This window comes from Calothrix sp. FACHB-168 (assembly GCF_963889195.1).
Lineage (GTDB): Bacteria > Cyanobacteriota > Cyanobacteriia > Cyanobacteriales > Nostocaceae > Aulosira > Aulosira anomala_A.
The window spans coordinates 19,284-31,874 of the sequence record NZ_CAWPNJ010000060.1; the positions used below are offsets into that span (position 1 = coordinate 19,284).

The window sequence follows — 12,591 nt, forward strand, 5'->3', positions numbered from 1 at the left end:
CACGATTGATTATTGTTTTCTCTGAATTTGATTTTTTGGTATCTATATCTAAATTTTTATTTTAATTAGATAAAGTATGATTTGCAAAATGTTGAGTTATACTTTCAATAACAAATTTTGACATATAATTACTATCTTTATATATATTGCCAATACCAATAATCATGATACACAGCATCCCAAAAGAAAAATAACGTAGCGCAGAACGATACAAATCAATCATAAAATTCGTTACACGTTCATTATAATCTTGACATTTAAGCATATCATTGCATAATATTTTTTTAGCTATTTTTGTATCTAAAAATAGATACTCATAATCAACTGTTTGTCCTCTTTCAACACCAAAGTACACAGTTAGTAAATATATTGTTAAGAAAAGCAAAACAATTGGAAAAATAGCTAATATTCCTACAGATTTTGCAGATGCTAGGCTGGTAGTACTTGAGACTAACCCAAGTAAAATAGAAGTTAACGTTAATAATGTACGTGCTTTAGCATCTATCGCTAATCGCCGTTCTTTTACTTCAGTATTTTTATTTTTTAAAAAATCAACCTTGTCATCATTTATTTCTATCTCTGCTGAAATCAAAACAACATCTTTATTTGAGTTATATTGTTTATTCTGCACCTCTGATAAAGTACATTCAATGTGCACAAGGCGCATTAGTACATATGTGATATAAGCAGGTAAATTCATATCTAACTTACAAAGGTATTTTTTGCATGGCTCTCAACAATGAGCTTGCAATATCGGTTACACCCTCTAAATCTAGCCAAGCCCACTGACCATTGGGATTAATTTCAAAAAAAAGCCACTCTGCATCAATACTAATTGCCATATCAATAGCTGCAAAGCGCAGTCCATATGAACGACACAAATTTAAAATCTTATCCTTGAGTTGAGATGGTAAATCAATAGATTCATATCGAACTCCCCTCATATTACTTCTGCGTATATCAATTGCTTGTAATTTATTTTGCTCTGAAGAATAAATGGCAATAGCAATAGTTTCTTCATCTATAACGTTCACTCTAACATCACATAACTTATCTACTTTTTTTTGAAATAGAGTTGGACACAATGATAAAATTTCTTGATTTTCATAAAGTTTATCTAATGTGACCTCATTTGTGAAAATTATTGTATCTTCTTGAGGATCATCTCTTTCAATGTATCCATGTGAAAGCGGTTTGATGACTAACCTCTCTTCACATTCCTTCCAAAACTGGATAGCCTGCTCCCAGGATTGAGTAACTAAGGTCTTGGGAATTGTAAGCCCTAATCTCTGTGCACGGCTCAGTTGTTCTAACTTGGATGAAGCTAAAGCATTGTTTTTTGGATGGTTAATCCATAATTCAGCAGGAATATGCGACAGAAATCCTTCAATAGCTGCACTCCATTCACTACGAGTATGTGCTTGCTCACCCTTCTCAAAATATTCGCTTGCTGGAAGCTTAAGTGGCTGTGGTCTCCTGTACCATACAGAAGTTATTTCCTCTGGCACTAACTTCAGATGACCCAAAGAAAGTGATAGTTTGTTAGGTCGAAATAGCAACTCTGCTTTTTCGATTAGCTCATCAGTATTTAGTCTGACATAATCACATCTATTTTGCTCTAGTTTGGAGCAAACATAGTCTACTGTCACATCTAATGAATTTGAAAGAATTACTATCATTCAACTCTGCTATCTTGGAATCACAGTGAACTTTGTATTTGAGTAATCAATATCAGGATTTTCTCGCGCTCTTGTAGAAGTTTGAGTTCCACGATTATCTGGATCTTGATCTAGTTCCTCACGAGAATCTGTCCTAGTTTGAGTGCCAAGTATAATATCAGTTGAGTGAGTGTTTTCCTTTTCCTGAAACGCTTTTTCTTGATATAAAGATATGAAACTACATTTCATAGTTTTCCTCGGTTAAGATAGTTCGTCATTTCTGTAAAATTGCCAGTTCTAACCTTCCCCTCACACAACCTCCATGATTGTAGGTAAATTGTATGATTCAACAGGATAGTTGGTAATGAACAGTTCCTTGCCTTTTTCTGCCTTCTCCTGTTTGTAGTTGTTCATCCCGTATTGCAACTCCCACTCATAAATGTAGGCAAAAGAAAAACTACACCGCACTTGTTCACAATTATCGTAAGTGATCAACCATTTGTGTGAACACTCCGCCATTAGCTTGGCAAAGCGGGAATGGTCAAAACAGGTATGCAAATCACCTTTCTTACCATAAAGCTTAGATTGAGTCTTGCTGAGATAAGGTGGATCTAGAAAGATAAATACATCTTCCCCAGGTTCAGTAAGTAGGGTGCTGTAGTCGAAGTTAGTTACATGGGTATTAACAAAGCAATCATCCAAAGCTGCTAGTCGCTCAATCGAAGAGTCTGTAAACCGACCTTTGAAGGAAGCATCAGAGTAACCACCACTCTCAATGGTTCCCGAAAAGGTAATCCGGTTAAGAACAAAGAACCGCGCAGCCCGATCAAGTGGACTCATGATACTCGTATCTGCGGCAGCGAGAGATTTAAACAAGGCACGTCCATCTGTTGTCTGTTTTTTTACTTTCCAGACTGACTCAACTAACTCTGGTAGATTAGTTTTGACCATTAGCCAGAAGTAATACAGTTCTGGGTTGAGATCATTGACCCAGCAAGGCATACTAGGGTACTTCTGTAAAACATGAAAAAATACAGAACCTCCGCCGACAAAAGGTTCGCGGAATTCCTTAAATGTAGGAGGTAGATAGTGAGCAATTTGAGGAATTGCCTTTTGTTTACCACCGGGATAACGTAATGGACTTTTAAACATAAGGAATTATAGTAGCAGGAAGCGGATTTTTTAGTGCTTTAGTATCAAATTTCAAACTGGGAGAGCTTTTCAGTTGGCTTGATGCGGTATGTAAGCGCATAGAAATTTCCCATCCATTGTCAAAAATCAAATTTACATACTGTTTATTGACCGTTGGGATCACGTTAGTAGGCATTTGGATTTGTGCAAACTGCTGAATAGTCAGGGTTTTGGCGTGAGTATCAACAATAATTTTGTAGTAATTCACATCACCAACAAGGTACTGAAATAACTTAGTGGCACAAATAGAAGCATGGTTATTGATAAATTGGCTCACCAAATTACAGACAGGAGTATATAAATGCTGTTCAATCAAAGCAGGCGGTAATTCTGCAAAGAGCTTTGCCTGCCCAATATATTGCATGAACTCCTGTGTGGTTGCTCGGTATTGTTGTCTAAACTGCTGCATCTGTGGGTCATTTTTAGCGTAACCGCAGTGAACTGGAGTTGTGCCAGGACGTTGGTGTCTGAGTGCGGTATGGTTGTGTTTGAGTGATAAGTTGACTGTCCATGCTCTTGAAGTTAGACGAATGTCAGTAACATCATTCTGATTTTGATCTGGTAGTCGATCTATCGTGATTGATGCTTGGTTAGACAACTGAAAATGAGGATTGAGCCACAAGTGCAACAGCGCATCAGCTGCACTTGTCAGTTCATTTAAGAGTAATGAATCCAACTCTGGCAACTTGCTGGCATCCCTAAGTTGAGCATTGTTAGCTCTAACTGTTAAGCTGGCTCCTGAGTGTGTTCTAATTATTACTTCTGTTATCAGGTACTCTAATACACGACCATGCAGGTTTGAACGGGGTGTCATATTTGTGGAACATTATGTTTTCCACAGATTAACCGATATACTGTCAAAGTAATGTGATTTGAAAGCATCGTAAAATTATGCAATAGCAGGTGCAAAAATTACGTATTTTTTATGACTTTTTATGCAGCATTTCTAAGTAATACAAACTGTTTATAGTAGCAGATCGCCCTTATGTTTGCAGGTATGATCCTCAGTAAACGCATTAATTAACCATCTAACTCAATCGGCTTACCGTTGAAATGATTGTAAATGGACTCTGGGTTAAACCAGCTTGGCAATGTACGCTCTGCTTCTTTCAATTCTTCCCCATTATCATCAAGCAAGCCACGAACAATCTTGACTCTTGGTAGCGGTGTTTTACCGTTAGCTGAGAATTTTTGAATGAGGATTGTACCCGCTTCTCTCATTGCTTGTGTGCCTTCGGGATAGCTGGAATTCGTGTCATTATGAGTAATACCAGTCACATAAACTTTTGCTTTCCTAGTGTCTGTCAAATGCAGTTTGTAAAACTTTTCTGCGGGTTCACCAATCAATGATTTCAGGTTGGTGTACTCATCAATCAGCACTTGTTCTGGTGTTATCTGAGCAGGTTGCTCTAAGTCATTTTTACCTTTAATTCTTAATAGCCAATGCTCACAGAGAGTATCAAGCGCAGTGCTTATATCTAACTCTGACTCGGCAATATTTTGAGTCTCAAGATATCGCCATGCTTTGGAGTTATCCCCAGTCGCGTGGCGGTCAATTAAGTAGTAGATGGGAATTCCTAAACAATGCTTTCTTACAAGAGCTATAGCCGCACTCGTGTAAGTTTTACCTGACCCCTGACGACCGATTAGCCACAGGGGGGTTAGGTTGTCGATAATCTTCCACAACCAGCCGTCCTCATGAGCCTTGAGCGCTTGTATGAGTTCAGTTGCTCGTTGCTGGTCAACAGATTGATTGCTGTTACTGTCTGCACTCACATCCTTAATTTTGCCTTCAATCTTGCTGCGTTCCTGGTCAGCTTTAGCTTGATCTCGGAGATTTTCAGCAACGGTTTTGTCAGCTACTGAGTCAGCAACTGTAAACTGTTTTTTAGTATTATTAAATTGCAAATTTTCAAGTTCTGCTTGTCGTTGGTACTGCGTTCGTAACTCATCAAGTGAGATATAACCTTCTTCAACTAATTGATTGTCAGCGCGTCTGTCTATATCTTTTTTATGCTTGTCCTTAATCCGCTCTGATTCATGTGACTGTAAATCGCGCTCAGTCCTAGTAACTAAGCCTTGGTGTTTAATGGTTGTCTTGAAATCTTCTAGGCGTTGAAAGCTTTCGGAGTTGTCAATTTCATCTTTTGCAGCCCAGCAGTAATAACCCATCCAGACTAGAGCAGGTGCAGTTAAAAGCCATAAGCTAGTGTTAGCCGATGGCGCTAAATCTTTAACAATAAAAGCATCTTCGGGAAGTGACACTTGCTCATTAAACTGTCGTGAGTTCCATACTTCTGTTAGTAATCTGTACTTAAACCGACAGTATTTATTATCGAGTGCTGATTGTGATTCTGCGGGGTCATCATAGTGCTTCATTGGGCGATTATTAGCTGTTACTGGACAAAATCGCACTTCAGTAAATTGATAAGGGCGCGGTGTTTGTCCATAGTAGTAGGCACTTGCTAGTCCTAAAAATACACCAATGAAAGCACCCGTTTTTAACAATGATTGAGCTTTCATTTTTTGCTGATTGCGTAAACAACGCCGCCAGCTACTAATGCACCGACTACAAACACAATAGTTTTGTCATCTGCTGGCAGACGGTTAAAGTCTTTTACAGTTGCTTTGATATTCTCGTAAGTCTGATGTGAACTTTGTAATGTACCGTAGAAATCGCCTACAGCAGTCCACAGAATGAAGCATCCAAATATAGTTTGAAATATAAATTTGATAGCCTTGTCCATGTCCGTAAAAACCCATCCTTCTGGAGATTTATTTACGGAGAACTCTAATAAATCCCGATTAACTATTTGATTAATTCCCAACACAATAGCAACCGCAGGTAGCAACCCAGACGAGCCTGTAGCTATTACTAAATACTTAGCCAAGCAATAGGAAGTCACACCCCAGCCGCAAGATTCAATACCTTTGAGAACAGCGCGACTGCGATTAAGCTTTTCAATTTCTTTAGCTTTGAATCTTCTAATAGCTTCTTGTTCATCCTGGGTAAATGCAGTATCAGGATAGTCTTGATAGTCAAGTGATTTTTCGGTGTCTCCGTCTTGCAGTGAGGTGTCAAGTTCATCTAACATTGTTATTACTAATATGATCATTTCCCCTACTGAGCGCTAACTTGTAGGGGATTTTGCTATTTGAATTAATCGAAAATTGTAGAAACAGCAGTGCGGAACGCTTGGACTAGTTTGTTAGTCGTGAATGACTTACGAGGTACTAAATCAAGGTCTGCGCTTTCGCCGTATGTTAGTAGGTGTTTGGCTTTCTCCATTTCATAAGCCCTATCAGCATCTAATTGTGCCTTTACGGGTCGGGCTAACTGCGATTTAGAAGCCCCTAGATGGTCAACTTGGCTCATGTGGTAGTCAATGTAAGCTTTGAGCTTAATTAGGTCAATGCTTTCTCTGTAACGCTGATTTTCTAGCGTGCGATCGCTTGCCAGTTTCAATCCAATTTCTGAGCGTTCATGACCGTACTTGAGATTCGCTACCGTCAAATCAGCACTGGCTTTGTCAATGGCAATACCAGAAGCGCCAGCAGATTTATAAATTTCAGCTAGTCCTTTGTTGTACTCCTCAGTACCCTTGATAAACGCACTGAGGTTATCTGTGATGTAGGGCATGATGGTTAAAATGCGATCGCCCTCATTACCCATTTCCCCTACTTTAGCCAGCGCTGCATCATCACCATTAATACAGCCCATGATTAAGCTATCAGCGATCCCCAGCTTTTGCGCCCTTGCTGTGAGCTTTTTACCGTGCTTGCCGACCATATTCTTGATGTGCTTCACGTTTGTAACTCCTGTATGAGCAACATTCTTTGACAAACCATTGAGCGAGGGGAGCCGCCAGCGCGATGATCAACGGTATCCCCACCAGCCCAATTAACAAATGCCTGTAAGTGAGCGAACCTGTCTGCTTAATCGATGATGCCGGCAAAAGATAACGCGAGGTCTGCAAACTGGCTTTTGTAGTCCAGGGCAGTGGCCTCCATCGCTTGTTTAATCTGCGTCAGTTCGCTACCTGCTGCATCGTCCATCTCCGCCAGCGTTCGCCTGATTTCGTCAGCTTTGCGCCGGATTTTCGCTACTTCCTGATTCTTAAATTCCTTTGCAAAGTGGACGAGTGCATTAAAAATTGCCTCATTTAAATCTTTTCTGGATGCAAAGGTAGAAGCGATGGACACTGTAATCTGTTTCACATCCGCCGCTTTTAACTCAATCCCTGCACCTTCGGCAATTTCTGTCACCAGTGCTTGTTTTTGTTGCTCACTCAGCACAATCTGGTTTTCTGATTCTGCAACTGCAAGCTGAGTCTTATCAGGCTCAGGCTGTGAATCTTGTGTACTAGTTAAAAATGTTTCTTCAACTGGTTCATCAATTACTGATAATCGACCGACTGCTTTTTCTTTGAGATATTCAACCGCTTGGCTCAATTGGTCTTTGCTGGGATTGTCAAGGTCATCACACTCGGAGGCGATCGCCGCTTCTGTGTAATCATCCTTGGTGAATCCTTGATAACCTTGCTTGTATAAACGAGTACGCACATTGTTAGTGAACTTGTTAGACATGATGATTACTCTTTATTTGGCTAGTACTAAAACTTCAGGGATAGCGGATTTCATCGGCTGCGGTCGCCTGTTGATTGCCCACTTAGCAGCAACAAACCCAACCAGCGCTAAATCCTTGCTGTGGTAAGTATGAAAGGCGTTAAAAGATAGTCCCGCTTGACTAAACCAGTAGTAACGAGTGCTGCGCGGTACGTCATCAAGGTTAATTTTTAGATAATCTGCCAGCGCAACTAAAAAGCCCTTGCCGTTATAACTAGCGTCTAACTCATAGAAATGCTTAAAAACTTGCCAGCGCTCATTAAATCCTTTGCTAGCAGGAGTTAGCGCCCCGTAGCGCTGCCTTAGCCCTGCAAACATCTCAACTATTTCTTGAGCGTTTGCTGACTCCACATTTAAGCTAAAACGCTGTTTGAGAAAAGCTACTACTCGATACCAAGTGATATCTGAAACTTGTTTACCCATCTTCCGCTCATAAATCTGTTTCAGCTGGCGATACTTAGCTGAATACACTTTTGTAGTCACACGACCTCCTAGTTATTACTTAATTTGGTATCAAATTAACCAGACATCCGGTTATGTCAAGGTATTTGATTTAGCCCTAAGTCTGATTCGAGGTATTTGATATAGTTCTGAGTCTGACGGCTATCAATAACCTTGGATTTTTAAATTTGGACGACCTTTAAAAGCCTTGCTTTTGTCGCATATAACCACGCAATAATAGGACTCTTCAGGTTTTGCGACTTACTGACACTTTCTCACATACCCCCACAAGTCGCCCCTGAATTATCTAGTTTTGCTTCCCGTGTTGCTCAAGGAAGCATTAAAGCCAGTCGCAAATCAAACACATCAAAACAAGGTTTGCTGTATGCCCAATCCCATTACTTCAGATTGACTACTGGCAACCATACCTGGGACTTCATAAATCCCATGTCGGACATTGTTCTGATTTAGCTTGATGTCGGCTTTTCCCCTTTGTCCAGCTAGCGGGGTGAAACACCATTGTGGATGGTCAATTCTTGCCCAAGGACATTTACCTGTAAAGCGATACAGCGCACCCTTAATTTGATACACCTTGCACTGTGACAAGGTAGAAGGTTCATAGACGAGAATTAAGTTATCCATCTTTGTTACCTCCAGATGCACACGCACCCGTCAGGCTTGCACCCAGGAAGATGGCGATAGATGCAATGGCACTTCCTTCAAAAATTTTGGCATTGCAAATCCATGTAGGCTGATATTTCTCGCCTCTACTTTGCTCAATTCGGTCAACGCCGTGACAGAAGATACTACCAATAACCATAAAACCAGTAGTTAGCAAGCTCAGAATTGCTACTTCTGACGCAGCATCTTGGATGAATGAGCTAATCTTTTCACGCCAAGGAATAAGGCGGCGAATGTGCATTACTGGTCTTTGTTCTAGATACTTGTGCCACTCTTCATCAGTAAAATTCGACGGGCTGTAATCACAATGATCTTGTTCCTGTAGTAGTTCGCCCACTGCTTGGATTGCGTCGGCTAGTGTGACATCTGGAGAGTATTCCAGTTGCTTAAATTCGGCTGAATCTCGAATTTCTTTGAGCCAACGTGCTATTGCTTCTAACCTTCTTGTTTGATTTTGATTAAGCATTACTTTCTCAAGAGGTAGTTCGTTGATTGCTTCTATCCGTGGTTGATTGTTCATCAAAAGTACAATCTGCTACTGGTGCAGATATTGGCGTAACTACTTTGGACACTGATTTTGCTAAAAGAGCGCATTCATCTACATCAAAGGCTGGCAAAACTTCCCAAGTAGCTTCCAAATGCCTACCGTACCTAGAAAACATCACGTTAATTAGCTCTGTTAAACTTGCTAATTTTGTAGTTTTCAAAAGATGTTCGCCCATTTCTAGGGCCGCGCCCCTAATCACAACTCGCGCTTGAGTCATATTTTGGAGTCCTTAAAAATCACTGAAATCTTTTGCAGACATAACTGTGAGCATGGTTGCAATCAGATGCCCATGCCAAAAAACAAGATTCGACGCATTTGGGTTGTTTTTGATTCTTCTAAAAAATTTGCAGACTTTCTGCGTCCTATAAGTTACTATAGCACTATGTCGCGATGTCGCAACATTGCTACAAATGAATTTTAAAAAGGAGCATGGAATAATGGAGCAGGAGTTGCTACATCAGCACATTGCTACTGTGACAGATAAGAAAAAAGATCCTAACTACGGCTTGGTAAGGGGGTTGGTACCACAAGACCTACTCAAAAGATTCAAAATTTATTGCGTAGAGAATGGTGTCGATAACAGTCAGGGGTTGGAGAACCTATTACGCGAGTATTTCGAGTTGAAAGACCAAGAAGGCAAGGAGAGTAAATGAACACTGGCATCGACCCGCTTTTACTGCCTTCATTGCCTTTAAATGAGCGATCGCGCTTGCCAAAATGTTCAGCTATCTACTTTGTGATGCAGAACGAGGATGTTCTATATATTGGTAAGACCATAAACCTTGCCCAAAGGCTAACTGCACACAACAGGTACAAGCAGTTCACAAGATTGGGTAGTGAGATTTGCATTGCATGGCTGGAATGTAACGACATAAAACTGTTAGGACAAATTGAAGATGCGCTAATCGCCCATTTCAAGCCTCTGCTTAATGGAACGAATAATCCTGATGCAAGTAAAAGAGTTAATTTAACCATTCCTGATGTAGTTTACGAAGATTTAGAAGCTTGGGCTGAGTATCAAGGTCGCCCAACAGCAAACCTTGCTGCTTACTTGGTCGAATCTGCAATCAGAGAAGCAAAAGAAAAAGGTGAGTTTCGCACATTGGAGAAAAGTAATAAAGAAAATCAAAACGAAACCTCATCATCCAACAAAGATAAAAAGGACAAATGAGGGTACTTTTACCCCAATGACTGTCTAGAAATCAGTCTTAAAAAAGTACGATATAAGGCAAATGTATATGTTTAGATGCAGTGAGTAAAAGAGTTCACGTAACTTTACCTGATAAGGTTTTTGACGCATTAGAGCGATGGGCTGATGACCAAGGTCGTCCCGTTGCCAACCTTGTAGCGTACCTAGTTGAAAAAGCTATAGAAGAAGCTGAGACACAGGGGAGGATTCCCTCATCATCTAGTAAAGACAAGAAGGACAAATGAATACAAACAGTAATTAAGCCTGCCATCCCTGCCATTAATAAAGCGATCAACTTGAAATAGCTGACACATATAAATGGCAGAGAATACTTTTGCTTGCTGATGTTAGATGGCGGCTAACAGATATACCAATCAGAAAAGCCTGCTGTTGCCCATGCAGCCCTAGCAGCTAAATTCCATTCGATGAGAGTTGTTTTATGGCGGCAAATGATTTAAATCCGCAACTTCCATTAATCGTAAATCTCAACTTGATTAATCAAGAAGGTCAGGAAAACATTGACCTTAGTAAATTAATCATAGAAATTGATTCAACTTTATTTCCGAATCAAGAACAATTCCTCAAAGCTTTACGTAATCATTTATTACAGTCTTTTAAAGAAGTTCCTGTAATAAATTCGCTCAATCTTCCCAAAGCAGACAATAATTCTTTGAAGAATGCCGAAGAAGAATTAGAACCGCCAGCTAATAAATCCCGAACAAAGAAATGTAAAAATAGTATCCAAGAGAATGAAACTTCTCTTGAAACTACAGATGATTCCGCCTCCAATAATTCAATCAAAGTTAGGCAGACAAAATTATTTAAGTCTCAAGACTTTGAAGCTATTCCAACCGCAGCAGTTATGTTTTCCAGCATTGACTCTCAAATCAAAAAAGAATTATGGAAGCAAAATGAAGATGGAATAGCCTACTTACAACATAGAGCTAAGGGTGATTCTCAAAACTTCATTGAGCATTATATTGCCAACCCCGGTGATATTTCCATGCTTCCTTGGGATGAAGCACTACAAATCATTGATAAATTTGGGTTTAACAGTGCCAAGCTGCACCTAATCTTTGCTGCCTATGCAATGAAACAGGAAAGACCGTGGGAAAGCTTATTTATTCTCAATGCCAGTGACTTGATAAAAGATATGGGTTGGGATCAGCGCACTGATTTAGCCAAACATAAAAAACTCTCAGAAATAGCCAAAACTGCTTTCGCATTAGATTGTTTATTAGTTAAAGCAGTATGGGTAGAAGGGAGGAACAAAAAAGGTGGAATAAATGCTAGTACCCCTGTAGGGCGAATGTGGAATATTACAGTTGTGCCCTATGGTCAGATAAATTTACAAGGAAAAATAGATGAGCCTGATGAAGTTCAGTTAATTATTCAACCAGGTGCTTGGACTAAACATTTTTTAAACAGAGCAGGCGCAAAATCCAGGGATGCTTTATATCAGTTTGGCTACTTAGCCCAACAAGTTTTGAAAATAGATCCCTACCATGATGAACTCGCACTAAGACTGGCTATCTATTTAACATTGGATAGTCGAATTCGCCTTGATGGAAATTACAAAGTACAGGAGCTATTAGAAATTGCATTCGCCAAACCAATTATAGATAGAGCTAGGTTAGATCGCCGCCGAGCTTATGACTTAAAAAAGCACTGGGATAGTGCCATAAAGCTACTACTAAAACTGGGCTGGCAGATTGCATTTGACCTCGAAACTTACCCCGAAGAATTAAGACCAGATTCCAAAGAAAAAAAACCTAAAGGCTACCTTGATAAGCTGTTGGATGCAAAACTCACTATCAAACCCCCAAGCCCTATCCCAGAACTCATAGCATCCAAGGCCAAACTTACAGTTGAACGATTACAGCCGAAAGTTAAACCCAAAGTAGAAAAGTTACAGCCCAAAGCCACGCCCATACCAGAACCACAAATCAGCTTGACTAGCAGTCAAGTTAAAGAAGCACGTATTGCTAAAGGTTGGTCTCAATCCAAATTGGCTGGTTTTCTCGGCGTATCTCAAAACCTGATTTCCCTAATTGAACGGGGTGAGCGCACCTTTAATCCACAACTTGCCGCCCAGCTCCAAACGCTTTTAGATATCCCAGATTAAGTATTATTACTCTGCATTTCTCAACTACGAGTTGGCAATCCGGCTGTGGATGGCTAGTTTTCTGTTGCATTCTTGTTTTAAAAAAAATAATTCAAAAAATTGGCTTCAAAGCTTTGCCCTGTAAAGCGTTGGC

17 protein-coding genes are annotated in these 12,591 nt (G+C 40.1%); 4 read left to right on the forward strand and 13 right to left on the reverse strand.

What is annotated here, in order from left to right; translation table 11 throughout:
- Nucleotides 1-61 precede the first annotated feature (61 nt).
- The 13 genes from AACW45_RS30070 to AACW45_RS30130 all read right to left on the reverse strand — a co-directional run bounded on the left by AACW45_RS30070 (nucleotide 62) and on the right by AACW45_RS30130 (nucleotide 9,361).
- On the reverse strand, nucleotides 62-700 hold the full coding sequence (locus AACW45_RS30070; RefSeq protein WP_190636762.1) for a hypothetical protein: 639 nt from the start codon (nucleotides 698-700) through the stop codon (nucleotides 62-64).
- Between the two features lie 7 nt (nucleotides 701-707).
- Nucleotides 708-1,679 (reverse strand): MvdC/MvdD family ATP grasp protein, encoded by a 972-nt coding sequence (locus AACW45_RS30075; protein WP_206758487.1) that lies wholly within the window; start codon nucleotides 1,677-1,679, stop codon nucleotides 708-710.
- 9 nt (nucleotides 1,680-1,688) lie between these two features.
- A complete protein-coding gene (locus tag AACW45_RS30080; RefSeq protein ID WP_190636765.1) occupies nucleotides 1,689-1,907 on the reverse strand; it encodes a hypothetical protein in 219 nt (72 codons plus the stop codon).
- Nucleotides 1,908-1,967: 60 nt separating this feature from the next.
- A complete protein-coding gene (locus AACW45_RS30085) occupies nucleotides 1,968-2,810 on the reverse strand; it encodes a DNA adenine methylase (protein WP_190636767.1) in 843 nt (280 codons plus the stop codon).
- A complete protein-coding gene (locus AACW45_RS30090) occupies nucleotides 2,803-3,663 on the reverse strand; it encodes a HaeIII family restriction endonuclease (RefSeq protein WP_190636769.1) in 861 nt (286 codons plus the stop codon). The genes AACW45_RS30085 and AACW45_RS30090 overlap by 8 nt, the downstream gene beginning before the upstream one ends.
- Nucleotides 3,664-3,869: 206 nt before the next feature.
- Entirely contained in the window at nucleotides 3,870-5,372 is a 1,503-nt protein-coding gene (locus tag AACW45_RS30095) for a hypothetical protein (protein WP_190636771.1), read from the reverse strand.
- Nucleotides 5,369-5,944 (reverse strand): hypothetical protein, encoded by a 576-nt coding sequence (locus tag AACW45_RS30100; protein ID WP_190636773.1) that lies wholly within the window; start codon nucleotides 5,942-5,944, stop codon nucleotides 5,369-5,371. Before AACW45_RS30100 ends, AACW45_RS30095 begins: the two co-directional genes overlap by 4 nt.
- Before the next feature lie 65 nt (nucleotides 5,945-6,009).
- Nucleotides 6,010-6,657: a hypothetical protein gene (locus tag AACW45_RS30105; RefSeq protein ID WP_190636775.1), complete on the reverse strand. Its 648-nt coding sequence runs from the start codon at nucleotides 6,655-6,657 to the stop codon at nucleotides 6,010-6,012.
- Between the two features lie 128 nt (nucleotides 6,658-6,785).
- Nucleotides 6,786-7,436 (reverse strand): hypothetical protein, encoded by a 651-nt coding sequence (locus AACW45_RS30110; RefSeq protein ID WP_190636777.1) that lies wholly within the window; start codon nucleotides 7,434-7,436, stop codon nucleotides 6,786-6,788.
- A gap of 12 nt (nucleotides 7,437-7,448) precedes the next feature.
- A complete protein-coding gene (locus tag AACW45_RS30115; RefSeq protein WP_190636779.1) occupies nucleotides 7,449-7,958 on the reverse strand; it encodes a hypothetical protein in 510 nt (169 codons plus the stop codon).
- A gap of 324 nt (nucleotides 7,959-8,282) precedes the next feature.
- On the reverse strand, nucleotides 8,283-8,558 hold the full coding sequence (locus AACW45_RS30120) for a hypothetical protein (protein WP_190636781.1): 276 nt from the start codon (nucleotides 8,556-8,558) through the stop codon (nucleotides 8,283-8,285).
- Nucleotides 8,551-9,117, reverse strand: coding sequence for a hypothetical protein (locus AACW45_RS30125; RefSeq protein ID WP_190636783.1), 567 nt, complete (start codon nucleotides 9,115-9,117; stop codon nucleotides 8,551-8,553). Before AACW45_RS30125 ends, AACW45_RS30120 begins: the two co-directional genes overlap by 8 nt.
- Nucleotides 9,071-9,361, reverse strand: coding sequence for a hypothetical protein (locus AACW45_RS30130; protein ID WP_096649019.1), 291 nt, complete (start codon nucleotides 9,359-9,361; stop codon nucleotides 9,071-9,073). Before AACW45_RS30130 ends, AACW45_RS30125 begins: the two co-directional genes overlap by 47 nt.
- Nucleotides 9,362-9,554: 193 nt before the next feature.
- On the opposite strand from AACW45_RS30130, the gene AACW45_RS30135 reads away from it, so the two are divergent.
- The 4 genes from AACW45_RS30135 to AACW45_RS30150 all read left to right on the forward strand — a co-directional run bounded on the left by AACW45_RS30135 (nucleotide 9,555) and on the right by AACW45_RS30150 (nucleotide 12,458).
- Nucleotides 9,555-9,797 (forward strand): hypothetical protein, encoded by a 243-nt coding sequence (locus tag AACW45_RS30135; protein WP_199342976.1) that lies wholly within the window; start codon nucleotides 9,555-9,557, stop codon nucleotides 9,795-9,797.
- A complete protein-coding gene (locus AACW45_RS30140) occupies nucleotides 9,794-10,315 on the forward strand; it encodes a ribbon-helix-helix domain-containing protein (protein WP_242045791.1) in 522 nt (173 codons plus the stop codon). Before AACW45_RS30135 ends, AACW45_RS30140 begins: the two co-directional genes overlap by 4 nt.
- 80 nt (nucleotides 10,316-10,395) lie before the next feature.
- On the forward strand, nucleotides 10,396-10,578 hold the full coding sequence (locus AACW45_RS30145; RefSeq protein ID WP_190636785.1) for a ribbon-helix-helix domain-containing protein: 183 nt from the start codon (nucleotides 10,396-10,398) through the stop codon (nucleotides 10,576-10,578).
- Nucleotides 10,579-10,772: 194 nt separating this feature from the next.
- A complete protein-coding gene (locus tag AACW45_RS30150) occupies nucleotides 10,773-12,458 on the forward strand; it encodes a helix-turn-helix domain-containing protein (protein ID WP_190636787.1) in 1,686 nt (561 codons plus the stop codon).
- Nucleotides 12,459-12,591 lie beyond the last annotated feature (133 nt).